The organism is Bosea sp. BIWAKO-01 (assembly GCF_001748145.1).
Classification (GTDB): Bacteria; Pseudomonadota; Alphaproteobacteria; order Rhizobiales; family Beijerinckiaceae; genus Allobosea.
This window is the reverse complement of sequence record NZ_BCQA01000001.1, coordinates 5,231,646-5,255,635: the sequence shown is the minus strand read 5'-3', so window position 1 is coordinate 5,255,635 and position 23,990 is coordinate 5,231,646. Positions and strand designations below refer to the sequence as shown.

Annotated in this window: 15 protein-coding genes and 2 riboswitches; of the genes, 6 read left to right on the top strand and 9 right to left on the bottom strand. The window is 65.0% G+C overall.

Features of this window, described 5'->3' with window-relative positions:
- Window positions 1-72: 72 nt before the first annotated feature.
- The 5 genes from BIWAKO_RS24590 to metE form a co-directional block, all read right to left on the bottom strand.
- On the bottom strand, window positions 73-873 hold the full coding sequence (locus tag BIWAKO_RS24590) for a DJ-1/PfpI family protein (protein ID WP_244523537.1): 801 nt from the start codon (window positions 871-873) through the stop codon (window positions 73-75).
- A complete protein-coding gene (locus BIWAKO_RS24585; protein ID WP_069880890.1) occupies window positions 870-2,459 on the bottom strand; it encodes a copper resistance CopC/CopD family protein in 1,590 nt (529 codons plus the stop codon). Before BIWAKO_RS24585 ends, BIWAKO_RS24590 begins: the two co-directional genes overlap by 4 nt.
- 46 nt (window positions 2,460-2,505) lie before the next feature.
- Window positions 2,506-3,024 carry a YcnI family copper-binding membrane protein gene (locus tag BIWAKO_RS24580; RefSeq protein WP_069882750.1) on the bottom strand — a complete coding sequence of 173 codons (519 nt, stop codon included), beginning with the start codon at window positions 3,022-3,024 and terminating at the stop codon, window positions 2,506-2,508.
- A gap of 355 nt (window positions 3,025-3,379) precedes the next feature.
- Complete coding sequence (locus tag BIWAKO_RS24575; RefSeq protein ID WP_069880889.1) at window positions 3,380-3,721, bottom strand: hypothetical protein; 342 nt, start codon at window positions 3,719-3,721, stop codon at window positions 3,380-3,382.
- 280 nt (window positions 3,722-4,001) lie between these two features.
- A complete protein-coding gene (gene metE / locus BIWAKO_RS24570; RefSeq protein ID WP_069880888.1) occupies window positions 4,002-6,350 on the bottom strand; it encodes a 5-methyltetrahydropteroyltriglutamate--homocysteine S-methyltransferase in 2,349 nt (782 codons plus the stop codon).
- 109 nt (window positions 6,351-6,459) lie between these two features.
- Window positions 6,460-6,684, bottom strand: a riboswitch (cobalamin riboswitch).
- 280 nt (window positions 6,685-6,964) lie between these two features.
- Between metE and BIWAKO_RS24565 the strand changes: the two genes are divergently transcribed.
- The 5 genes from BIWAKO_RS24565 (at window position 6,965) to BIWAKO_RS24545 (ending at window position 14,653) form a co-directional block, all read left to right on the top strand.
- Window positions 6,965-9,235 carry a TonB-dependent hemoglobin/transferrin/lactoferrin family receptor gene (locus BIWAKO_RS24565; protein ID WP_084651765.1) on the top strand — a complete coding sequence of 757 codons (2,271 nt, stop codon included), beginning with the start codon at window positions 6,965-6,967 and terminating at the stop codon, window positions 9,233-9,235.
- A gap of 114 nt (window positions 9,236-9,349) precedes the next feature.
- The gene (locus BIWAKO_RS24560; protein WP_069880886.1) at window positions 9,350-10,099 is read left to right on the top strand and encodes a hypothetical protein; all 750 of its coding nucleotides are present in this window, start codon (window positions 9,350-9,352) and stop codon (window positions 10,097-10,099) included.
- Complete coding sequence (locus BIWAKO_RS24555; protein WP_069880885.1) at window positions 10,092-10,985, top strand: ChaN family lipoprotein; 894 nt, start codon at window positions 10,092-10,094, stop codon at window positions 10,983-10,985. Before BIWAKO_RS24560 ends, BIWAKO_RS24555 begins: the two co-directional genes overlap by 8 nt.
- On the top strand, window positions 10,982-12,724 hold the full coding sequence (locus tag BIWAKO_RS24550; protein WP_069880884.1) for an ABC transporter ATP-binding protein/permease: 1,743 nt from the start codon (window positions 10,982-10,984) through the stop codon (window positions 12,722-12,724). Before BIWAKO_RS24555 ends, BIWAKO_RS24550 begins: the two co-directional genes overlap by 4 nt.
- A gap of 66 nt (window positions 12,725-12,790) precedes the next feature.
- Window positions 12,791-14,653, top strand: coding sequence for an ABC transporter ATP-binding protein (locus tag BIWAKO_RS24545; protein WP_069880883.1), 1,863 nt, complete (start codon window positions 12,791-12,793; stop codon window positions 14,651-14,653).
- Between the two features lie 4 nt (window positions 14,654-14,657).
- On the opposite strand, the gene BIWAKO_RS24540 is transcribed toward BIWAKO_RS24545, so the two are convergent.
- From BIWAKO_RS24540 to cobF, 4 genes are all read right to left on the bottom strand, one after another.
- Entirely contained in the window at window positions 14,658-16,613 is a 1,956-nt protein-coding gene (locus BIWAKO_RS24540) for a MacB family efflux pump subunit (RefSeq protein ID WP_069880882.1), read from the bottom strand.
- Between the two features lie 4 nt (window positions 16,614-16,617).
- A complete protein-coding gene (locus BIWAKO_RS24535; protein WP_141740215.1) occupies window positions 16,618-17,814 on the bottom strand; it encodes an efflux RND transporter periplasmic adaptor subunit in 1,197 nt (398 codons plus the stop codon).
- Window positions 17,811-19,319: an efflux transporter outer membrane subunit gene (locus BIWAKO_RS24530; protein WP_069880880.1), complete on the bottom strand. Its 1,509-nt coding sequence runs from the start codon at window positions 19,317-19,319 to the stop codon at window positions 17,811-17,813. Before BIWAKO_RS24530 ends, BIWAKO_RS24535 begins: the two co-directional genes overlap by 4 nt.
- A 305-nt stretch (window positions 19,320-19,624) precedes the next feature.
- Window positions 19,625-20,386 (bottom strand): precorrin-6A synthase (deacetylating), encoded by a 762-nt coding sequence (gene cobF / locus BIWAKO_RS24525; protein ID WP_069880879.1) that lies wholly within the window; start codon window positions 20,384-20,386, stop codon window positions 19,625-19,627.
- A gap of 261 nt (window positions 20,387-20,647) precedes the next feature.
- Window positions 20,648-20,849: riboswitch (cobalamin riboswitch) on the top strand.
- A gap of 117 nt (window positions 20,850-20,966) precedes the next feature.
- On the opposite strand from cobF, the gene BIWAKO_RS24520 reads away from it, so the two are divergent.
- Complete coding sequence (locus tag BIWAKO_RS24520; protein WP_069880878.1) at window positions 20,967-23,873, top strand: ribonucleoside-diphosphate reductase subunit alpha; 2,907 nt, start codon at window positions 20,967-20,969, stop codon at window positions 23,871-23,873.
- Window positions 23,874-23,990: the final 117 nt, after the last annotated feature.

The following is a 23,990-nucleotide window of genomic DNA, read 5'->3' as shown; positions in this document are numbered from 1 at the left end:
TGATGTGGTGCGCTTGTTGCCGGAGACGTTCCGCAAGCGGTTCGTCCCGATCATGGAATTCGCGCCGCTGCTTCAGAGCGAGAGGCGTGACCTCGCCTGCTCGGCCTGCGCCTTCGCCATCGCAATCAGCGGTGACCGGCGCGCGAGGACATCTTGGACATTCGTCTTGTCCGCACGCTCGGGAGCGCCTGAATCGAAGGGCGGTTGCGGGTCGTATTCAAGGACGAGCTGGATGCGGCGTGCGGTCTCCTCACCCTTGAGCGTGGCAGCGAGCGTCAATCCGAAATCCAGTCCGGCCGTCACACCTCCGCCGGTCATCCGGTTGCGATCGATCACGACGCGATCAGTCTGAAGCTCTGCGCCCATCACAGGCAGCAGATCCCGGACATACCAGTGCGAGGTTGCCCGATAGCCCTTCAACAGTCCTGCTGCTCCGAGCAGCAGAGAGCCGGTGCAGACGCTCGTGACATAACGAGCTTGCGCGCCTCGTTCGGCGAGGAAGCCCAGCACCTCGCTATCCCCCATCAGGGCGACACTGCCCTTCAACCCGCCGGGGAGGAACAGGACGTCGAGATCGCGTGGGCATTCGGAGAATGTCGCCGTTGGCGCAACCGGGATTTTCACGTCGCTGGTGACGGCCGCTCTGCTCTTCCAGACCAGATGAATTTCAGCTTGCAGCAGCGAGAACACCGTTAGCGGACCGACGAGATCGAGCAGAACCATATCCGGGTGGACAAGCATCGCGACACGTATCGGTGCCGAGCCCGTTTCCGCAGGTTGTGCCTCGGCCGCCCGCACATGTCCGAACAATCCCGAGAGCGCCCCTGTCGCTGCCAGTGCCGTCAGGTTCCGGCGCGTCATGTCATTCGTCATGGCTTGATCTCCACGGTCTCACCGAGGCGGATCATCTCGAAATCGGAGACCAGGATTTCGAGTTCGATGGTCCACCGACCCCCGATGGGAATGACGAGGCTGTCGACATGCCAGGTGCCGTCGCTCGACCGGACGGCCTGACGCTCGATCGGCTCGACACCGGCCGACGGGTTCGACATCACGCAGCGAACCTCCTTGACCGTGAGCGGTCCAAACTCCCCGTCCAGCAGTGAAATCGAAACGGAGGTCGGCCCCGCACGTCCAGGCGAGACACGGATGTCCGCCATCGCCTTGGCCGTGTGAATGTGGACCGATGCAGGCGGCGTGGCCGCATTGACAAGTGCCCGCGGCGGCGGCGTGAAGCGCCAGGTCGCAACGGTGCCAAGGACAAGGAACACCAGCAAGGTTTCGGCCGCGATCACGCGCCGCATCGTCTTGGCGGCGATGCCCGTTCGAGACAGGACAAGGGGCGTGAGGCGGTAGCGATTGACGGCAGCCAGGCCCAGCAGGATTGCAACCCACGCGAGCTTGATCAGCAGAACCCAGCCATAGCCGGTCGAAATCAGTGCGCCTGGCTGTTCGAGCTGAACTGCCGCCAGAATTCCGCCGCTGAGCAGGGTCAAGCCAACAACGACAGGGATCCAGCGCGAGAACTGGCGCAGCACGGCAACTGCGTCGGGCTCCCGCAGGGCAAAGAACAGAGGCAACAGGGCTCCTGCCCAGGCGGAGACGCTGACGGCGTGAACAAAGACTGCGGTCCGCATCAGCCATTGCGGGCTGGCCGCGCTGGCATGGCCGCTCGCGGCGAGTGCCACCCCTACACTCAGGAGGGCTGCTCCGCCGAAGACCTGCCCCATGCGGCCGCGTGCCGCCAGGGAGGCCAATCCGAGCAGGAATGCGACTGCTGCAGTCAGCGCCGTGCGGCCAAAGCTGCTGGCGGCCGCGGCGCTCCAGACGTCTGCCTCGCCCAGGCTACCGAGGGAACGATCCAGGACATCGAGCCCTTGCGCGGCGAGTGCGAGCGGCAAGGCGGCAGATCCGAGCAGGATGAACGATGCGACCGGTCGCCGGGCATTGCGAGGCAAGGGACCAATCCAGGCCGCATAGGCTGCCCCGCCGAGCCCCATGAGCAAGCCCAGATAGAGGCCCAGCTTTCCCAGCCATAGGGTAGCCCGCACAGCAGGATCAGTCCGCGTCTCAGGAGTTGGCGACTGGCCGCTTGGTGCACCGATTGAGAAGACCACTGCGCCGCCAACCGGGTGCCCATCCTCGGAAATGACGCGCCAGCTCAGAACATGCGTGCCGGTTGACAGGTCGGCGGGCGCTTCGATCATCAGCGTCCTGTCCTTCAGCACGAACCGATCGAGCGTGCGGGACGCGCTGTCTGGTCCGATCAGCTTCAGGACGAGCGGCGACACCGGTTCACTGAAGCTCAGTGTCAACACCGCAGGGGCATTGGTCACCACCGCGCCGTCCGCCGGCGAGGCGGCGATCAGCGCGGCATGAGCGAAGGCGCGTCCGGTCATTGCCGTGGCGACGGCCAAGGCGCAGGTCAGGGCGAAGACGAGGCGAAGGGGCCAGCGCATGGCAACTCCCAGCAGCCGGGCGCGAAGCCCTGCTGCCTTGCTCGGTTTACTTCTTCGGGGTGAGCTTCAGACCGGGAGCCGGATACTTGTAGTCGTCCGCGCTCTTGCCCTCAGTCGGGATCTCGATCCAGCGTTCGACTGCGCCGCCCTCGCACTCCTGGACGACCGGTACGTAGAGGACGGTGTCGGCCTTCAGGTCGGAGGTCAGATACCCGCGCAGCACGAACTCGTCATAGTGCTCGTCAAGCAGCCTGCCGCCGCTCCAGACCACTTCCTTCACGCCTTCCGAAGTCGGTGTGCCGTAGTAGTCGAAAGCTTTGCCATAGGGGCCCTTCACCGTTTCCAGTGTCCAGCCGGGCTTGGGCATCGGCTTGATCGCGATCACGCCCTCGGGAATCCGGACGCGGACTTTCGTTGTTGCGGCGCCCTGGCAACCATGGGGCACGCGCAGCACGGCCTTGTAGGTCGAGCCGACCGGAGCCTGCTGCGTTTCGAGGGTGATATGAGCGAGAGCACCGGTTGTTCCCAGAGTGACGAGCATCGCTGCGAGGAGATGGGTCTTCATGGCGTAATCCTTGGTCTGTGAGAGTGGCTCTGCGACGGATTGGTGAGAGCGTCCGTGACGCTCGATGCCTTTGAGTGTGGTCATCGGACTGCGAGTGCCGCCCGATGATGGCGATCCCGGCACGACGGCCTCGGACAGATTGCGATCAGCAAAGGAACCGCTGGCATGGGGATCCGAGGCATGGCAGGCGCGAGCCCCGTGCTTCATTCGCTTACAGGGCAGACATCGCGCCGAATGCTCGGATCCGCGAAGCTGGTGCACATCTGCAGGGGATGGCGGGCAAGTCGGCCTTGAAGCCGAGATCGCGCAACAGAGCGGCCCCGCATGCGCGAACGCATGGCGGCCTGCTCAGGTCTCAGACGGGCGGTGCGCGAGGATTGGCAGGCGATCGGCCGGCGACAAAGCCTTGGGGCGCGTCAAAATGCCTGATGAAGGCGTTCCGGTCGGCGATCCGGTAGACAACTGGCAGATAGCCAATTGCTGACGGCGCATCCGCTTGAGCCGAATGAGCGCAGCCGAGCGCGCAGCCGCTCATCAGATCATGCTGCGCAGTGCCACGCTCGGTCGTGCCAACCGGTGAAGAGGCGCTCGGCGAGCAAAGCGTTATGGCCAACGTGCGATCAAGAGCAATGCTCGCAGCATTGGCACCGGACGCGAGCCCCGTCAGAACCGCCTGGAGCACGAGCAGATAGGCCACGGCGACCGCAACCCAACGGCTCGAACCTACTCTCTGGCGCCACACGGACAAGGGCTGCCCTCCTGACGTTTGGATAGCACTGCTGTTGGCTGCGTCAATTGCTGAGGCGCAAACAAGCGTCGGGCACCTCACGTGAGGCAGCACGGCATGGAGCTGTATGCGCGGTCCCCCTCGCCCACCGCGCAGAGATCCCCGACCTGCCGAGAAGCTGGAGAGGCGATGCCGGCTTGACGGCGACGTCGCGGCGGCATCCTGCGCCGCCGCGACGAGCCTCGGGTGCTCAGCGAGCGGCGGCCCGGACGTACCGAGCGGCTTCGACCATGTTGACGAGGCCGGGCCTGACCTCCTCCCATTTGCGAGTCTTCAGGCCGCAATCGGGGTTGATCCAGAGCTGTTCGTCTGCGAGCTGGAGGCGAGCGAGTTTCATCAGGCTTGTCATCTCGCCCACCTCGGGCACCCGCGGCGAATGGATGTCATAGACGCCGGGACCGATCTCGTTGGGGTAGCGATAGGTCTTGAAGGCGTCGAGCAGTTCCATCTTCGAGCGCGAAGTCTCGATCGAGATCACATCGGCGTCCATCGCTGCGATCGCGTCGATGATGTCGTTGAACTCTGAGTAGCACATATGGGTGTGCACCTGGGTTGCGTCGGTGACGCCCGAAGCACAGAGCCTGAAGCTGCCGACTGCCCAGTCCAGATAGCCCTTCCACTCGCTCTTGCGCAGCGGCAGCCCCTCGCGCAGCGCTGCCTCGTCGATCTGGATCATCGCGGCTCCGGCCTTCTCCAAATCGATGACCTCGTCCCGGATCGCCAGCGCGATCTGGCGGCAGGAGGCACTGCGCGGGATGTCGTCGCGGACGAAGGACCAGTTCAGGATCGTCACAGGCCCAGTCAGCATGCCCTTCATCGGCCTCGTCGTCAGCGACTGCGAATAGGTCCACCAGCCGACTGTCATCGGCTTCGGCCGCGAGACGTCGCCGAACAGGATCGGCGGCCGCACACAGCGCGAGCCGTAGCTCTGGACCCAGCCGTGTTTGGTGAAGGCGAAGCCGGCGAGCTGTTCGCCGAAATACTGCACCATGTCGTTGCGCTCGAACTCGCCATGGACGAGCACGTCGAGGCCGATCTCCTCCTGCCAGCGCACCGTGCGCTCGGTCTCCTCACGCAGGAATTGCTCATAGTCGGCATCGGTGATCAGGCCCTTGGCATGAGCCGAGCGGGCCTTGCGGACCTCGGCTGTCTGCGGGAAGGAGCCGATCGTCGTCGTCGGGAAGGCCGGTAGGTTGAAGCGCTCGCGCTGCAATCTTGCGCGGGCGGCGAAGGGGCTCCCGCGGTCCGTCATGCTGGGCGTCACCGCCGCGACACGCGCAGCCACTGCGGCGTCGTGGACTTTCGGCGAGGCCTTTCGGGCCGCCGCTGCGGCCGCCGAGGCGTCCAGCGCATCCCTGACGCTGTCGCGGCCGCCCGCGAGGGCTTTGCCCAGCACCGAGAGTTCGCCCATCTTCTGCACGGAGAAGGCGAGCCAGCTCTTCAGGTCGGAATCGAGATCGGTTTCGAGATCGAGATCGATCGGCGTGTGCAGCAGCGAGCAGGACGACGCGATCTGGACATGGTCGGTACCGCGCCTGGCGACAACCGGCTCGACGCGGTCGAGCAGCGCCGGCAGGTTGGCCCGCCAGATGTTGCGGCCATCGATCATGCCGAGCTTCAGCACGAGCCCACGCGGCGCCTTGGCCAGCACCTCCTTGAGCTGCGCGGGAGCGCGCACGAGGTCGAGATGAAGGCCGGCGACAGGCAGCGTGACCGCTGTGTCGAGATTGTCGCCGAGAGCACCGAAATAGGTCGTCAGCATCACCTTCAGCTGCGGCAAGGCATGGGCGATGGTGGCGTAGGTCCGGCGCAGGGCGTCACAGGCGGCCTCTTCGAGATCGAGCACGAGACAAGGCTCGTCGATCTGGACCCATTCGGCGCCATTGGCAGAAAGGCGGCGCAGCACATCGATATAGACCGGCAGCAGCTCGCCGAGCAGCGAGAGCGGATCGAGGCTGGCATACTTGCTCTTGCCGAGCTTCAGATAGGTGACCGGTCCAAGCAGGACCGGGCGAGTGTCGTAGCCGAGTGACCTGGCCTCACGGTACTCGTCGACCGCCTTGAGAGAGGAGAGCGCGAAGCGCTGTCCGGTCGCGAATTCCGGCACCATGTAGTGGTAGTTGGTGTCGAACCACTTGGTCATTTCCTGCGCCGGGGCGCCGTGGGAATGTTCGTGGTCGTGGTGGGCATGGCCGCAGGAGGTGTGCGGCTCGGTCTCGCCTTGCGCACCTCGCGCCATGGCGAAATAGGTCGCCAGCCCGACCGGACCGCCCTTCCAGCCATAGATGTCGGGAATCGCGCCGACCATCGCGCTGGTGTCCAGCACCTGATCGTAGAACGAGAAGTCGTTCGACGGGATGACAGTGACGCCGCGCGCCTTCTGGCGGGCCCAGTTGGCGGCGCGCAATGCCGCGGCGGTGTCGAGCAGGTCCTTTTCGGTCGACTTGCCCGACCAATAGCTTTCGAGAGCGGACTTGAGTTCGCGGCGCGGACCAATGCGCGGCGTGCCAAGGGTCGCGACAGGAAGTGAAGATGACATAGGCTTACCCCAAAAGTTGGGGGCAAAGGCCAAAGCGGACGCGTCCAGGATTCCGCCGGCGAAGAGCCTGCGCAATCGCAAAGCGCTCCACCGGGACACCCCGCCCGAGGACGTTCAATTCGTCGAGGCAGGTCTCCTGGCTCACGGGTCATCGCTGCTGTCCGGCCTTCCCGAGACCTTGCCGGCCTCAGTGACACATCTTGGACAGCGGCTCACCGCTTACAGTTGCGGGGGCAGCGCCGGCCTTGCCCAGGTCAATAGCGACCCCGACGCACCGGCTTCCCTCTTAGCTCCGGGCAAACAGACCCGGAGAACCACGACAGCCCAACCTAGGTCCAAATGGCCGCTGCGGTCAATGGAAATATAAAGACATCTTTATGTCTCCATATCATTTTCTACGTCGACTGACGCTACCCCCGACTGCGGGACGTTCCCTGGTTGCGCGCTGACGATGCGGGGCAAGCAGTTCCCTTGAGATTGCTAAAGTAGAATAATTAGAATCTACATCTACTATAAATTGCAGATGTACTTTGCGAGATGAAGTCGCATCAGAAAACACTGTGTTAAATTTACAATTGCGAATCCTATCAACGGAGGACTACATCCACCCGCAAATGGACTGGGGTCTTCCAATGAAGAACAAATCAAAACTATATTTTTCAGCCGCTTTCCTTTTTACAATTCTTCAAAGCACGATTTGTTACTCTCAAGCTATCGCGGATGGCGGCAGTGCGTCACCGGCGTTCACGCTCGACCAGATTACGGTCACGGCGACGCGTGGTGAGAAGCAGGCTCTCGATGTTCCCGGCGTCGTGAACGTCATTTCACGGCAGGAACTCGACGAGCGCATGACGCGCGACATGCAGGACCTCGTGCGCTATCAGCCGGGCGTCAGCGTCAACCGCCTCACCAGCGGCACCGACCCGTTCGGCAACCTCGATGGCTTCACGATCCGCGGGGTCGGCGGCAACCGCGTCCAGATGCAGATCGATGGATCGCGCGTGATCGAACGCATCACCGACGGCAACCGCAACTTCGTCGACATGCCCTTCCTGAAGAGTGTCGAGATCGTGCGTGGGCCAGGCTCGGTGCTCTGGGGCGCCGATGCGCTGGGCGGCATCGTCGCCTATCGTACGCTCGATCCGCAGGACCTGCTGAAGGGCAAGGACAAGCCCTATGCCGTGCGTCTCGATGCCGGTTACGACAGTTTCGACCGCTCCTTCACCAAGACCGGCATCGCAGCCTTCAGGCTCACCCCTGCCCTCGAGGCCATTGTCGGCCTGAGCCAGAAGACAGCGGAGGAGGCCAAACTTGGCCGTGCCCGGGCCGATGGCGGCCGCTGGGGCTGCCCTGTGCCGAGCCTGCGCTATCTCGGCTGCGACACGCTGAACCCGCTCGACAGCACGGTCTGGAACGCCTTCGGCAAGATCGTCTTCTCGCCGACGACTGACCATACGTTCAAGCTGACCGGCGAGTATTTCGACAACAGTTCAAAGGTCAACCAGCTCTGGGACTACAACGTCGTCTCGTCCGGCATTCGCAACGGACCCTACATCCGAGACGAGGTGAAGTCGCGCCAACGCATCGCCTTCGAGCATCAATGGGATGTCGGCTCGAGCTTCCTTGACTCGATCCGCTGGCAGGCATCCTTCTCGCCGCAGAAGCGTGAAGTCACCAATAACCGGTTCCAGACGCAGGCCAATAACCAGGAGCGCTTCACGCGCGGCTTCCTCGACTATTCCGAGCAATTCTCGCAGCTCGACATCCAGGCCAAGTCGAGCTTCGCACTCGGCTCGAGCTTCCACAGGCTGACCTACGGGTTCCAGGGCGACGTCACCAAAACCGATTACGAGCGTCGCGACGACGTCCGGAACATGTCGACCGGCGTCACCACCACGACGATTGCAGGCGGTTTCAACTTCGCCAACGCGACGACGACGCGCTACGATTTCTATCTGCAGGACGAAATCGAGCTGATGAATGGTCGCTGGACGATCACGCCGGGTGTCCGTTACGCCAATTACAAGATCGACCCGAGCATTGGGCCAGGTTACGTCATCGTGCCCGGCAAGGCTCCGCGCGAGATCGACTCGCATAAGCTGATCCCGCAGGTCGGCACGATCTTCAAGCTCGACGAGACCTATTCGCTCTATGCCCGCTACGCCCAGGGCTTCAAGATGCCGACCGCGCAGCAGCTCTATACGTCGCTGCCGATGGGCACCCAGAACCTGATCCCGAATCCCGATCTCAAGCCCGAGAGCGTCACGTCCTACGAGGCCGGCTTCCGAGGTCGCTTCGACAATGGCTGGTTCTCGGTCGGCGTCTTCCATGCCGATTACAAGGACTTCATTCAGAACTTCGCGCCGATCCCCGGTTCGACCGATCTGACTTATCGCAACCTCTCGAGCGTGAAGATTTCCGGTATCGAGGCATCAGCCGAGTGGAAATTCCACGAGCGCTGGCTCGCCAATGTCGCGCTGAGCTACCAGTACGGCACGCAGAAGACCGACGCTGGCGCTTTGACCACGCCCTACAATGCCACCACTCCCCTGACCGCCGTGGCCGGGCTGAAATACCTGATGCCGGAATATGGGCTGGAGGCGGAGGTCATCGGAACCTTCGGAGCCGGCGTCACGCGCGCCAGCGCGCCGACTATCTTCAAGCCGGCAGGGTACACCGTGTTCGATGCCTTCCTGAACTGGAAGCCGACCTCGCACATCACCGTCCGCGGCGGCGTGCAGAACATCTTCGATCGCCGCTATTTCTCGAACGTCTATAATTTCGACAAGGTTCCTGCTTCGGCCGCAGTCGCCGCGACCAATCCGCTCGAACTGCAGACCGCGGCTGGCCGTACCTTCAAGCTCGCAGCCTCAGTCGAGTTCTGAGACGCAACGACTTAGCGCCACCCAATTCGCGACCGCGGCTGCAACGGCTGCGGTCAGTCACGCGACGCTCCGAGCGAGACCCCGGAGCGTCGCATCCTTTCCTTGGAGTCCCCTATGACAAACACCACACATCCCCGCGAACTGCTGAAGCAACCCTCGGCCGAAATCCTGGCAAGCCTGCCCGCCATGGGCCGCGTCATGCTGAGCGCACGCTCCGGCGGCGCGACGCATGAGCGCATGGGCGTAGTCGGCACCGTCACGATCGACGGGACCAAGGCGCGCCTTGAAGGAGAATTCCACGACAGCACGCTCGATCTTTCGGTCGTAACCCGACTGGTCGCCGACCGCACCAGCAAGATGCGCGACCGGGTGCTGCCCCGGCTCGAGTGCCAGGACGCTGCCGGCGAGGTGCTGTTCAGCCTGATCGGGCTCGACGGGTTGGAGCTCTTCGACAAGGCGCTTGCCCTATTCGGCCCCGGCGAGGCCCTGGAGCCGGTCGAGCGCGAGAGCGCTGCCGGCGGCGGATCGCCTGATGTGCCGCAGGATGATCTCGGTGCCGCGACCTTCGCCGCGATCCTGCGCAATGCCGTGCCGGTCTCGATCGATTTCACGAAACCAGGTCTGGCCCAGCATTGGGGAGGTGCGCTGCCGGAGCCGAAGCCGGCCATGGGCTTCGTCAACATCATGCAGGGCGACTTCCACCTTCACTTGCGCGCGGGTGCGGTCGCAGGCTGGCTGCGGCAGGTCGTCGGCTCAGAGGTCGAGCTTGCGGCGCATGATTCCGACGGCCAGCCGTTCGGCCTCGTGCTGCGCGGCCCGGCCGCGGCCTTCGATGGCGTTCCGCTCGGCAACGCCCATGGCTGAGCCCTCCCTCACCGCCGGATCGGTGTCTCTGGCTCATCCGCGCGCGACCTGGCTCTTGCTGGAGACCGGCGAGGCTATTGCCCAGCACGATCTGCTGCGGACGATGGCGCAGAAGCGCGTCGTGCTGCTCGGCGAGAGCCATGACATCGCCGAGATCCATCGCTGGCAGCTCCATGTCACGGCGTTCCTGCACGCGCTGCGGCCGCAGATGGCGGTCGGCTTCGAGATGTTCCCGCGCCGGCTCCAGCCGGTGCTAGACGGCTGGGTCGAGGGCGAGATGGACACCGCGACCTTCCTGGAGCGGTCGGAATGGGCACAGGTCTGGGGTTTCGATCCCGAGCTCTACCTGCCGCTCTTCCATTTCTGCCGACAGCAGCGCGTGCCGATGCTCGCGCTCAACTGCCATCGGCCGCTGGTCACGCGTGTCGGCCAGGTCGGTTGGGATGCAATCCCCGTCGATGAGCGCGATGGCGTGACGCCGGCTGCCCCCGCGACGGAGGGGTACCGGCGCTACCTCGCCGGAATCATGAGCGGTTTTTCCGGGCCAGATCGCCCGCGCGCCATGGAACCGGATCGCTTCGATCGCTTCATTCGAGCCCAGCAGACCTGGGATCGCGCCTTCGCCTGCGGCATCGCCGATCATCTGGCAAGGGCTCAAGACAACCCGCTCGTCGTCGGCATCATCGGGCGCGGCCATCTCGAATACGGCCATGGCACGCCCTATCAGCTCCGCGACCTCGGCATCGATGATCTGGCTGTCCTGCTGCCGACCGACCGTGCCAGCCATGACCAGGAAAGCCTGAAGGGCATTGGCGACGCGATCTTCAGGCTCGACACGCCGGAGCCGCCCTCGCCGCGACGCGGTTCGCCCAGGGCCTCTTCGTGACCAAGATCATCTCGCAGATCACGCTGTTGACCCGGCTCTGCATCAGCGGGCCGGGTGGGCGGGCCGGATTGGTCTACTTCGCGCTCGTGCTCGGGCTCGGCTTGGCCGGTGTCCAGGTTTCGGTCCGCCTGATCGCCTGGACGGCGGATTTCTACAATGCGCTGCAGAAGCTCGATGTCGAGGCGACACTGCACCAGATCGCGGTGTTCTTCGGGCTGGTCGCGATCAGCGTGAGCCTGTTCCTGAGTGGCAGCTACCTGCGCAAGATGCTGCAGATCCGCTGGCGCCGCTCGCTGACCGAAGCTGCGCTCGACCGCTGGCTCTCCAACAAGGCCTATTGGCATCTGCGAGACCGCACGGATAACGGCCTCGACAACCCGGACCAGCGCATCGCCGAAGACTGCCGCATCTTTGTCGACAAGCTGACCGGCGAGGCGATCGAGCTCATCACCAACACCGTCGCGCTGGTCTCCTTCTTCGCGATCCTGTGGTCGCTCTCGACCTTTCCCCTCGCCTTCACGGTTGGAGGCGTCGCGGTCGAGATCCCGCGCTACATGGTCTGGGCTGCGCCGCTCTACGTCGCGATCTCGAGCGGCCTGACGCATTGGCTCGGCAAGCCTTTGAAATCCCTCGCCTTCGAGCAGCAGCGCCGCGAGGCCGATTTCCGCTTCGCACTGACGCGGCTGCGCGAGCATGTCGAGGCCGTCGCTCTCGCGAATGGCGAGGCCGCTGAACGGCGCCTGCTCGCGGACCGCTTCGGCGCGATCATCCAGAACTGGCGCGGCCTCGCCAATCGCGAGTTGATCCTCGGCTGCTTCACCAGGCCCTATATGCAGACGGTCCTGCGCATCCCGCTCTTCCTTGCGTTGCCGGCCTTCCTGGCGGGGCGCGTCACCTTCGGCGGTTTGATGCAGATCGGCTCGGCCTTCCAGAATGTCGTGACCACGCTGTCCTGGTTCATCTTCTCCTATCGCGATCTTGCCGAGCTCGCGGCATCGGCCAGCCGTCTGAGTCATTTCCTTGGGGCGGCCGAGGACAACGTGGATACGCCGCGGCCAGCGCTCGTCACGGGACAGGAGAACCGGATCCTGCTGCAGGATGTCGCCCTCCGCGTCCCTGACGGCCGCGCCCTCGAGCCCCTCCCCGAGATCAGGCTTGAAGCAGGCGGGACCTATTGGATTTCAGCGCCCTCCGGGCATGGCAAGAGTGCCCTGGTGAAGGCCCTTGCCGGACTGTGGCGGCATGGCTCGGGGCAAATCGAACGGCCGGATGCCAAAATGGTCTTCCTGCCGCAGCAGCCCTACCTGCCCCTCGGCGGGTTGCGGGGAGCATTGGCCTATCCCGCCTCTCCTGAGACCCATCGGGCAGAGGACTATGAGCGAGCCCTGGGGGCCGTCGGCATGACCCAGTTGTGGGAGATCGACGAGCCGGCCTGGAACGACGCGCGCCGCGGCCTGTCCGGCGGCGAGCGTCAGCGGCTGGCGCTCGCCCGCATCCATCTCCAGAAGCCGGACTGGATCGTACTCGACGAGGCGACCAGTGCGCTCGACCCGGCGGCCGAACGCGATCTGCTCGCGACCTTGCGCCAGGACTTGCCGCTGGCGACTTTCATCCTGATCGCGCACCGGCCGCCCTTGGGCCTGGACGACTATCGCGCAATCCACCTGTCGAGACGCGATGGCGATGGCTCTTGCGCCGGAGCCTCTGACGAGCGCCGCGGCGAGTTTGCAGGGGCTTAGCATGTCCCGAAGCTGCCATCCTTGCTGCTGCGCTCCGATCGTTGCGGCTCCATCAGAGATCGTCAGATGACCGCCGCTTCGTTCACCGCTGGGTTGAGGTCAGCGCTACGCCAGCGTTTTCGGACCTTGGCCCTGCTGCCCCGGCTGCTGCACTCGTTCTGGCAGACGAGTCCCGCGCTGTCGGCCGCGATCATCGTCTTGCGCCTGCTGCGCGCCGCTCAACCGCCGCTCGTGCTGTTCATCGGCAAGCTGATCGTCGACGAGATCATCCTCCAGACCGCCTCACCAGCTCCTGGACCGACGCTGGCGGACTGGGTGGAAAGCGGGCGCCTGAGCGCGGTCGCTGGCTGGCTCCTGCTCGAGTTCCTGCTCGTCGCCACCGCAAATGCGCTCGCGCGCATCGGAGCCTTCGTGGAAAGGGTCCTGACCGAGCGCCATGATAATGCGCTCGGCGTGGCGCTCATCCAGCAGGTGGCGAGTCTGGATCTGCGCGACATCGAGGCCAGCTCTGCGCAGGACAGGCTGCAGCGGGCCCGCACCCAGCGCTTCATGGGTAACCAGCTGCTGACCTCCCTGCTGAGCCAGGCTCAGGATTTCGTCTCGCTCATCCTGTTTGTCATCGGCCTGCTCTCCTATGCGCCCCTGCTGATCGTTCTGCTGTTGCTCGCACTCCTGCCAACGCTCGCCGGTGAAGCGCATTTCAATGCAAAGGGTTATGGGCTGAACGTCTCGGTCACGCCCGAGCGCCGGCAAATGGATTACATCCAGATCGTCGGTTCAGTGGCCGAATCCGCCAAGGAGATGAAGCTGTTCGGGCTCGGCGCCTACCTGGCGGGTCGCTTTGCCGAACTCGCCGACAAGGTGCATCGGGGCAATCGCGATCTCGCGGCTCGGCGCACGCTCTGGGGCAGTCTGTTTGGGGCAATCGCCTCCCTGGCCTATTACGCGGCCTATGCCGTCATCGCCTGGCGTGCCCTGAAGGGTGAACTCGGCATCGGCGATCTCACCTTTCTCGCCGGCTCGTTGCTGCGGCTGAACGGCCTGTTCGAGCGGCTTATCCTCGGCCTGACCCAGATCACGTCGCAGACCCAGTATCTCGACGACTTCTTCTCGTTCATGGATCTCCGTTCGACGATGGTCGCTCCGTCGAACCCACGACCATTCCCGGTGCCGATGCGGCAGGGTATCGTCTTCGACAAGGTCGGATTCCGGTATCCCGGCAAGGGTGCCTGGGCGCTGCGCGATCTCAGCTTCTCCATTCCCGTCGGCGAGACACTCGCCCTCGTTGGTGAAAACGGCGCCGGCAAAACCACGATCGTCAAGCTGCTGACCAGGCTCTACGAGCCGGACGAGGGCCGCATCCTCGTCGACGGCATCGACATCCGCGATATCGACATCGCCGAGCTGCAGCACCAGGTCGGCGCCATTTTCCAGGATTTCGTGCGCTATCACATGACCGCCGCAGAGAATATCGGCATTGGGCGGGTCGGCTGCCTCAGCGATCGGCCGCGTGTCATCGAGGCGGCGCAAAAGAGCCTCGCCCATCCGCTGATCGAGACCCTGCCGGAGGGCTACGAGCAGATGCTGGGCCGCGTCTTTGCGCGTGGGCTCGATCTCTCGGGCGGCGAATGGCAGAAGATCGCGATTGCCAGAGCCTATTTCCGCGACGCAGCCATCCTGATTCTCGACGAGCCGACCGCAGCGCTGGATGCCCGCGCTGAAGCGGAGATCTTCGAACGCTTCCGCAATCTGAGCGAGGCGAAGACCGCATTGCTGATCTCGCATCGCTTCGCGACCGTCCGGATGGCCGACCGCATCCTGGTGCTGGAGAATGGCGCCATCCTCGAAAGCGGCAGCCATGAGGAGCTCATCGCGCTGCACGGGCGCTACGCCGAGCTGTTCGCGTTGCAGGCCGCAGGCTTCCAGTAAGGCCTCAGGCGCCTCGGGCCAGGGCCTCGACCGGGTCCAGGCCCGCGGCATTGCGCGCCGGCAGGAATCCGAAGCCGACACCGATCAGCGTCGAGCAGGCAATCGCTGCCGCGAACGCCTCGGCCGAGTAGATGAAGCGCACCGGCGAGCCGGAGAGCGCGAATCCCCAGCCGATGGAGAGCGCCAGAGCGATGCCGAGCACGCCCCCGATGAAGCAGACCAGAGAGGCCTCGATCAGGAATTGCTGGAGGATGTCGCCGCGTCGCGCGCCCACGGCCATGCGCAGCCCGATCTCGCCGGTGCGCTCGATCACCGAGACCAGCATGATGTTCATCACGCCGATGCCCCCGACGAGCAGGGAGATCACGGCGATCGAGGCGATCAGCAGCGCGAAGGTCGCGTTGTTGCTGGTGATCGCCTGACGGATTGCGTCATTGTTCCGGATAAAGAAATCCTCGGCGCGGTGGCGATGCGTCAACAGCTCGGTGACGGCGCTCTGCGCCGACTCCATCGGTGTGTCGTCATTGACGCGCAGGATGACGCTGCGCAACGAGAGATCCCCGAGGAAACGGCCCTGGACGGTGGTGTAAGGCAGGGAGACCTGCGGGTTCAGGCTGGCGCCGAAGCCGCTCTGCTGGGGCCGCATCACCCCGATAACGCGGGCCGGGACCGAGCCGACCAGGATGACGCTGCCGATCGGGTCCTGGCCGGTCCGCGCGAACAGGGCACTGACCGTGTTCTCGTCGATGACCACATCCTGCGAGAGGCGCCGGACGTCGTCCGCGTCGAAGAACCGGCCCTGGGCCAGGACGCCGCCCGTGACCGCGAAATACTGCTCGCCGACGCCCATGACGAGACCCGATGCCTCGGCGGAACCGAAACGCAGCGTGGCATTCGTCGACACGGTCGGCGTGACGCCTTCGGCATAGGGCTGACTCGCGAGGATATGGGCGTCGGCGACTGTCAGGGTCTTGATCTGGCCCGAGCGGCGATCTCCGATGGTGGCTCCGGGGTAGATCTCGAGCGTATTGGTGCCGAGCCCGGCGATATTGGCGAGAACCTGCTGGCGCGAGCCCTCCCCCAGCGCCACCACGCTGACGACAGAGGCGATGCCGATGACGATGCCGAGCATGGTCAGCGCGGAGCGCAGCTTATGGGCGCGCATCGACAGGAGGGCCATGCCGAAGGCCTCGCGCAGCCGGCCGAGCGCGGCCCGCCACGAGCCACCCCGCGGCACGTCCAGCACCGGGTTCGCCTTGGAACTGAGCGCTGGGCGGGTCCTCCGATCGGAGATGATCCGGCCGTCGCTAAGCTCGATGATGCGGTCGGCCCGGGCCGCGACGTTCATGTCATGGGTGACGAGAATGATCGTGTGGCCCTCGCGGCCGAGTTCCTCGAGCAGGCTCAGCATCTCCTCGCCGCTCTTGCGGTCGAGTGCGCCGGTCGGCTCGTCGGCAAGGATGACCCGGGCTCCGTTCATCAGGGCCCGCGCGATCGAAACCCGCTGCTGCTGGCCGCCGGACATCTCGGCAGGGCGGTGGGTCTTGCGGGCACCGAGGCCAAGCCTGTCGAGCAAGGCGGCCGCACGATTGCGCCGGGGCTCGGCGGCAACGCCTGCATAAATCGCCGGCACCTCGACATTGGCGAGTGCGGTCAGTTCCGACAGCAGATGATAGCGCTGGAAGACGAAGCCGAAATACTCGCGCCGCAGCCGTGCCAATTCGTCCGGCCCGAGATCGCGCGTCGGGCGACCGTCGATCTCGTAGACACCGCCGGTCGGCCGGTCGAGGCAGCCGATGATGTTCATCAAGGTGGACTTGCCCGAGCCCGACGGTCCGACGATCGCAACCATCTCGCCGGCCTCGATGGTCAACTCGGCCCCGTCGAGCGCCGCAATCGCCGCTTCGCCTGCGCCGAAATCGCGCCGGACCCCGCTCAGCCTGATCAGCGGCACGCCCATGCGGTCAGAACCCGAGCGGGCCACGCATGCGGCGGGCCGCTGCGGGGGAGCCCGCGTGCGCGACGACGACACGCTCGCCTGCCTTCAGCCCGGAAGAGATTTCCGCGACGATCTTGTTGTCGAGCCCAACCGTAACCTTGCGCGGCGCTGGCTTGCCATCGTCTCCGACGACATCGAGCAAGAGCTCTCCGCCTCGACGCCTGATTGCCGTGGACGGCACGGTGACGACACCCCGCACCCGCCCGACGACCACCGTTACCTGGACCGTCATCGAGGTCAGCAGCCTTCCGTCGGAATTGGGCACCTCGAACAGCGCGTTGTAATAGATCGCCGAGGAGGTCGAGGAGGAGTTGGTGCCCGAAGAGGCCGAGGCGCTGCTCGTATTCTGGGTCTTCAGCGTGTCCGGCGCCGGTTCGACAAAGGCGATCCTGCCAGGGAAGCGCCGATCGGGCGCGCCGAGAACACTGAACAGGGCCTCCTGGCCGGCCTTGACCCTCAGCACATCTGCTTCCGAGATCTTGGCCTTGACCGTCATGGTCGAAACATCGCCAAGCACGATGATGGTCGGCGCGGACTGAGCCGCGTTCACCGTCTGGCCCTCCTGCGTCACGATGGCCAATACAGTGCCCGCCGCCGGAGCCGTGATGCGGGTATAGCCGAGCTTGGCGCGAGCGGTCTCGACCTTGACGCCACCGGAAATGATCTGGGCGTCGAGCGCCGCGATCTGGGCGCGCGTCGTGCGCACCGTCATCTCGGCCGATTCGTAATTATCGCGGGAGACCGCGTTCTGGCCGAGCATCTGCTTCTGACGGGCAAGCACGGATTCGGCATAGGCGAGACTGGCCAGGCGCTCCTCCCGCTGCGCCTGCAGCACGGCGAGCTCGGCCTCGGCCGAGCGCAGTTCATTCTGCTGGGTGACGCCGTCGATCTCGGCGATCAGGTCGCCCTCGCTCACGTTCTGGCCCAGGGTCACCTTGAGCGAGATCAGCCGGCCGGAGACCTGCGCGCCGACGCTCACCTGCCGGATCGGCTCCAGCGCGCCGCTGGCCAGCACCACCTCTTCGACATCGCCCATCGTGGCGGCGACCGTCGGCAGTTGGATCGCGGCAGGCTGCGGCGCCTGCTGCGAGCACAGCGCATAGCCGCCCGCCCCCAGCATGCCCAGGACAAGCAGCAGCATGAAGGAACGGCGTGACGTCATGGGCTCGGGACCTCCACGGAGACGGCACGCAGGCGGGGCCCTTGCGGCGGGTCCTCGACGCGCGGGCGCGAGACCTCGACCGGCCGGAGCCAGCCGCCGCCAAGCGCCTTGTTGAGAGCGATGAACCGGGTCGCCAGCGCGATCTGACTCTGAATCCGCGAATCCTCGGAGCTATATTGCGAGCGCTGCGCATCGAGCACATCGAGGAAGCTGGCGCCGCCCGACTGGTAGAGCGCCTGGGACAGCTGCGCCGCCTGACCGGAAGTCGCAGCCGCCGTCGACAGGCTGCCCAGGCGCAGACGCTCCTGCCGCAATCCAACCAGTGCGTCCTCGACATCCTGCAGGGCGCTCAGCACGGCAAGCCGAAGCGCTGCATCCGACTGGTCGCGCCGGGCGCGCGCCACGTCGACCGCCGCCGCGAGTTCCCCGCCATTGAAGATCGGCACGCTAAGCGATGGACCGATCGACCAACCGATCGCACTGTTCTTCGCGAGGTCGCCGAGCTTCAGCGCCGAGGTCGAGATATTGCCGGTCAGGCTCACGGAAGGGTAGCGAACCGCCTCGGCCTGGCCGATCCGTGCCGTCGCCTGGGCGAGACTGCGCTCGGCCCGCCGGACATCCGGCCGATTGCGCAGCACATCCGCCGGGACGCCGGCTTGCGGTGGCGCGGGCGTGGCCGGCACCTTCGCTGCGCCGCTCAAGCGCGAGCCCATGGCGGATGGCGGGCGGCCAACCAGCACCGCAATGCGGTGCAGGGTCTGCGCCAGCGCGGTTTCGAGCGCCGGAATCTGCGCCTCGGTGCTCGCGACCTGCGCCACCGACCTCGCCGTATCGACGGCCGAGACATCGCCGGCCTGGAAACGGACCCGCGTCAGCGCCTCGGTCACCCTTTGGGTTTCGACCGTCCGCCGCGCCAGCACGATGCGCGCCTGGTAGCCGCGCGCCTCGATGACCGCCGCAGCAACATCGCCGACGAGCGTCAGCAGCACACCGTCAAGGTCGTCCTCGGCTGCCTCGGTCCCATAGGTTGCGGCTTCGATGGCACGGTCGCGTCCGCCGAAGATATCGAGCTCCCAGGAGGTGTCGAAGCCCGCGCGAAAGCTGTTGCCCATGCCGTTGCCGCCCCCTGAATCGGAGCTTGTGGCGTAGCGCGAGCGCGTTGCCGATGCTGAGCCATTGACCTGAGGAAACAGTGGGGCGATCGCCTGGACCCGGCTCGCGCGCGCTTCGCGAATTCGCGCCTTGGCCTGGGCGACATCGAGATTGCCTGCAACCGCTTCGGTGACGAGCCCATCCAGGACAGGGTCCTTGAATTGCCGCCACCATTCCGACGAAACGGGCGGTCGCGCAGGTGACGTGGCGCCGTTCCAGTGCGCCGGCAAATCTTGCGCCGGCGCGACATAGTCAGGGCCGACCGAACAGGCGCCGAGGCAGAGCAGAACGGGCAGCGCAAGCAGCCTCGTTCGATCCGATATCAGCCTGTCGCCAGAGTGCATCCCGTCCATGTCCGCCGCATTGGCGACCTTTCCATTCCGGGCGGAAAGGGCGCAGATCGGCGGTCATAGGCGCCGTATTTCAGAGTGATTCCAAAGAGAACGGCTCCGCGGAGTGCCGGTCTCTGGCGATGGTGAACGCCTACAAAGCGGCTTCGCGAATTGCAAGGCACCAGACCCGCGAAGCGGTTCATCGGGTCTGAGCCAGGACCAGGCTGATCAAGTGGCCAACGCGGCCATGATGCCATCCGCCCTGCCCCCGTGGACCTGGCCATATCGTCCGGCAGCGACCTGCGATCGATGGCGTATTGCGCCGTTCAGTCCTCGTCGCGTCTCCGAAGCAGATAGGTATCCATGATCCAGCCCTTTTCCTCTCGCGCTTCGCGCCGGCTGCGCTCGATATCGCCCATCACCTCCGAGAGCTTTCCGGCGATCAGGATTTCGTCCTCGGTGCCGAGATAGGCGCCCCAATAGATATCGAGATCTTCACCGGCGACGCGCCTGAAGGCCTGGTCCCCGTCGAGCATGACGACCACACTATCGAGGTCATTGGGAAAGCCTTCCGCGAGTTTGCGTCCAGTGGTGATCAGCACCGGCTCGCCAATCCGGTTGAGGGTGACCCGGTGTTGCGCCGCAAGGGCCTGCACGCTGCTGATGCCCGGGATCACATCGTATTCGAGAGCGAAGCCCCTGGCGCGAATATGCTCGATGATCCGCAGCGTACTGTCATAGAGCGTCGGATCGCCCCAGACGAGGAAGGCTCCGCATTCGCCGTCCTCGAGTTCGTCCGTGAACAGGACCTCGTAGTCATGGGCAATACGCGCATGCCATTCGTCGACGCTTCCCCGGTAATTCGTTCCAGCGGCGGAACGCTCGGGGATCGGAACCGAAACCAGGCGATAATCCGAGCCTTCGATGAAGCGCTCGCAGATGTCTTTCCGCAGCCGTCCGAGCTCCGCCTTGTCTGTCCCCTTGTCGGGAATGAAGAAGACGTCGGCCTGGTTGAGGGCGTTGATCGCCTGGACCGTGACATAGTCGGGATTGCCGGCACCAATTCCGATGATCAGGATCTTGCGCATTCGGCCTCCATGTCCGGGCTCAGATGCCCATCGTTCAGCTGCCATAGCATGTGGGACGGCAGCGCGAGCAGCTGCGCCATGACGCCCCCAGGGCCGATCGCCGCATGCAATTCGGCGGAAGCTTGCATCGATGGTGGTGATCCCGGGCTCATCGCGCGATGGCGGAGACAGGACGCAGAAGCGGCCGGCTCGACCATTCCCGTTCTTTAAGGGCTAACGCATAGGCTGCGGCAAGCTGTTGACAGAATCGTCCCGATGGCCACTACATATGGTGGTCACGGTCTCTCGAGTCGCAAGATCGAGAGCTAAGAGGGAAGCCGGTGCGAAACCGGCGCTGCCCCCGCAACTGTCAGCGGCGAGTACTTGTCCAGAATACCAGTCACTGAGGCCGCCAGGCCTTGGGAAGACGGGACAAGAGCGATGACCCGCGAGCCAGGAGACCTGCCGCGACAGCAGAATCGTCCTCGGGCGGGGTGTCCCGGTGGATCGCTTGGTCATGTCTGCGGGCGCTCGTCGCCGCGACATTCTCCGTTGCGACTCCGCCTGGCCCTTGCCCCTACAGATTGGGGTTTGAAAGCCGATGTCCCTCGCGACCGATACCATCCGCCCTGAGACGTTCAGCCCGATCGCGTCGCAAGGCAGCGATGCGCGATCGACCGCGGAACCGGGCTACCAGGTGATCCGCCGCAATGGCAGTGTCACCCCCTTCGATGCCTCCAAGATCAGCGTCGCGCTGACCAAGGCGTTTCTGGCGGTCGAGGGCAGCAGCGCCGCTGCCTCGCGCCGGATCCACGACATCGTCGCGGAGCTGACCCAGCAGATCGTCGCCGGGCTGACGCGGCGCGCCGATGCCGGCCGCACCTTCCATATCGAGGATGTGCAGGATCAGGTCGAACTCGCGTTGATGCGCAGCGAACACCACAAGGTCGCCCGCGCCTATGTGCTCTACCGCGAGGAGCGAGCCCAGGAGCGGGCCCGCGCCAAGGCGGAAGCGAAGCCTGCGGTCGCCACCGCACCGGTGCTGCGCATGGAGGCAGCCGACGGCGCGCTCGTGCCGCTCGACGCGGCGCGCCTCGCCACGGTCATTCGCGAAGCCTGCGCCGGGCTCGACGGCGTCTCGGCCGAAGCCGTGCTGAGCGAAGCGCAGCGTAACCTCTATGACGGCATCAGCCAGTATGAGCTGGCGCAGGCGCCGATCCTGGCGGCGCGCACCCTCGTCGAGACCGAGCCGAACTATTCCAAGGTCTCGGCACGCCTGCTGCTCGATAAGCTCCGCCGCGAGGCGCTGAGCTTCGTCTCCGGCCGGCCGGAACAGGCGACACAGTCAGAAATGTCAGGACGTTATGGCGACTATCTCCACGCCTATGTGAAGACCGGCATCGCCAACGAGCTGCTCGATCCCGAGCTTGGACGCTTCGATCTTGCCCGGCTTGCCGCGGCGCTCAAACCGGAACGCGACCTCCAGTTCGACTATCTCGGCTTCCAGACGCTCTATGACCGCTATTTCCTGCATGTCCGAGGCAATCGCTTCGAGCTGCCGCAGGCCTTCTTCATGCGTGTCGCGATGGGTCTGGCGATCCGCGAGATCGACCGCGAGGCCCGGGCGATCGCCTTCTACGACCTGCTCTCCTCCTTCGACTTCATGGCCTCGACGCCGACCCTGTTCAACGCAGGAACCCTCAGGCCGCAGCTCTCCTCCTGCTTCCTGACCACGGTGCCGGACGATCTCGACGGCATCTTCAAGGCGGTGAAGGACAACGCCCTGCTGGCCAAATATTCCGGTGGGCTCGGCAATGACTGGACGCCGGTGCGTGGCCTTGGCGCCCATATCAAGGGCACCAATGGCGAGAGCCAGGGCATCGTTCCCTTCCTCAAGGTCGCCAACGACACCGCGATCGCCGTCAACCAGGGTGGCAAGCGCAAGGGCGCCGTCTGCGCCTATCTCGAAACCTGGCATGTCGACATCGAGGAGTTCCTCGACCTGCGCAAGAACACCGGCGACGACCGACGCCGTACCCATGACATGAACACCGCGAACTGGATCCCCGACCTGTTCATGCAGCGGGTCGCGGCCGGAGGTCAGTGGACGCTGTTCTCGCCCGACGAGACGCCCGACCTCCACGATCTCTACGGTAAGCCGTTCAAGGCGGCCTATGAGGCCTACGAAGCCAAGGCAGAGCGCGGCGAGATCAAGGTGTTCAAGCGCCTGAACGCGCTCGATCTTTGGCGCAAGATGCTGACCATGCTGTTCGAAACCGGCCATCCCTGGATCACCTTCAAGGATGCCTGCAACCTGCGCTCGCCGCAGCAGCATGCCGGCGTCGTGCATTCCTCGAACCTGTGCACCGAGATCACGCTGAACACCTCGGCCGACGAGGTCGCCGTCTGCAATCTGGGCTCGATCAACCTGGCAGCCCATGTGACGGCCGACGGGCTCGACCGGGCCAGGCTCGGCAAGACGGTCGCGACCGCGATGCGAATGCTCGACAATGTCATCGACATCAATTTCTACACGATCCCCGAGGCGCGCCGCTCGAACCTGCGTCATCGCCCGGTCGGCCTCGGCATCATGGGCTTCCAGGATGCGCTGCAGATCCTGCGCCTGCCCGCCGCGTCCGAGGGCGCCGTCGCCTTCGCCGATAGCTCGATGGAGGCGGTCAGCTGGTTTGCGATCTCGGCCTCGGTCGATCTTGCCGCCGAGCGCGGTCGCTATCCGAGCTTCGAGGGCTCGCTCTGGTCGAAGGGTATCCTGCCGATCGACTCGCTCGACATTCTCTCCGACGCCCGCGACGGCGATGTCGAGCTCGATCGTTCGACGACTTTGGACTGGGACAGCCTGCGCGAGCGGGTGAAGACCACCGGCATGCGCAACTCGAACTGCATGGCGATTGCCCCGACTGCAACGATCTCCAACATCGTCGGTGTCTCGCAGTCGATCGAGCCGTCCTACAGCCAGCTCTACGTCAAGGCGAACATGTCGGGCGACTTCACGGTCGTGAATGCCGACCTCGTCCGCGATCTCAAGGCGCGCGATCTTTGGGACGAGGTCATGGTCTCGGACCTGAAATACTATGACGGAAAGGTCAGTCAGATCGACCGCGTCCCCGACGATCTCAAGGCGCTCTACGCCACCTCCTTCGAGATCGAGACGAGCTGGCTGATCCGCGCCGCCGCACGCCGTCAGAAATGGATCGACCAGGGCCAGTCGCTCAATCTCTACATGGCGCAGCCTTCCGGCAGGAAGCTCGACGAGGCCTATCGCCTCGCCTGGCGGCTCGGTCTGAAGACGACCTATTACCTGCGCGCGCTCTCGGCGACCCATGTCGAGAAGTCGACGCTGAAGGGCACTGACGGCAAGCTCAATGCGGTGTCGGCGACGGTCCCCGTCGCGGCCAAGCCGATCCTCGTCGACATCCCGCTCGACAATGGCATGGCCGTGCCGAACGCCTGCTCGATCGACGATCCGACCTGCGAAGCCTGCCAGTGAGGCAGCCGCGGCGTCCACGCTCGCCTTCGCGGCGCGCATGGATGCCCGACCCTGCCCGATAGCGAACGATACGGACGGCCGGGGCAGACCCGGCCATGACATTCAGACCCGATTGGA

Coding starts and splice junctions, on each gene's coding strand:
- BIWAKO_RS24560 (WP_069880886.1), top strand. CDS start 9,350: ATGACAAACACCACACATCCCCGCGAACTGCTGAAGCAACCCTCGGCC.
- BIWAKO_RS24520 (WP_069880878.1), top strand. CDS start 20,967: ATGTCCCTCGCGACCGATACCATCCGCCCTGAGACGTTCAGCCCGATC.
- BIWAKO_RS24580 (WP_069882750.1), bottom strand. CDS start 3,024: ATGAAGACCCATCTCCTCGCAGCGATGCTCGTCACTCTGGGAACAACC.
- metE (WP_069880888.1), bottom strand. CDS start 6,350: ATGTCATCTTCACTTCCTGTCGCGACCCTTGGCACGCCGCGCATTGGT.
- BIWAKO_RS24590 (WP_244523537.1), bottom strand. CDS start 873: ATGACGAATGACATGACGCGCCGGAACCTGACGGCACTGGCAGCGACA.
- BIWAKO_RS24530 (WP_069880880.1), bottom strand. CDS start 19,319: ATGGACGGGATGCACTCTGGCGACAGGCTGATATCGGATCGAACGAGG.
- BIWAKO_RS24585 (WP_069880890.1), bottom strand. CDS start 2,459: ATGCGCTGGCCCCTTCGCCTCGTCTTCGCCCTGACCTGCGCCTTGGCC.
- BIWAKO_RS24555 (WP_069880885.1), top strand. CDS start 10,092: ATGGCTGAGCCCTCCCTCACCGCCGGATCGGTGTCTCTGGCTCATCCG.
- BIWAKO_RS24540 (WP_069880882.1), bottom strand. CDS start 16,613: ATGGGCGTGCCGCTGATCAGGCTGAGCGGGGTCCGGCGCGATTTCGGC.
- BIWAKO_RS24565 (WP_084651765.1), top strand. CDS start 6,965: ATGGACTGGGGTCTTCCAATGAAGAACAAATCAAAACTATATTTTTCA.
- BIWAKO_RS24535 (WP_141740215.1), bottom strand. CDS start 17,814: ATGACGTCACGCCGTTCCTTCATGCTGCTGCTTGTCCTGGGCATGCTG.
- cobF (WP_069880879.1), bottom strand. CDS start 20,386: ATGCGCAAGATCCTGATCATCGGAATTGGTGCCGGCAATCCCGACTAT.
- BIWAKO_RS24545 (WP_069880883.1), top strand. CDS start 12,791: ATGACCGCCGCTTCGTTCACCGCTGGGTTGAGGTCAGCGCTACGCCAG.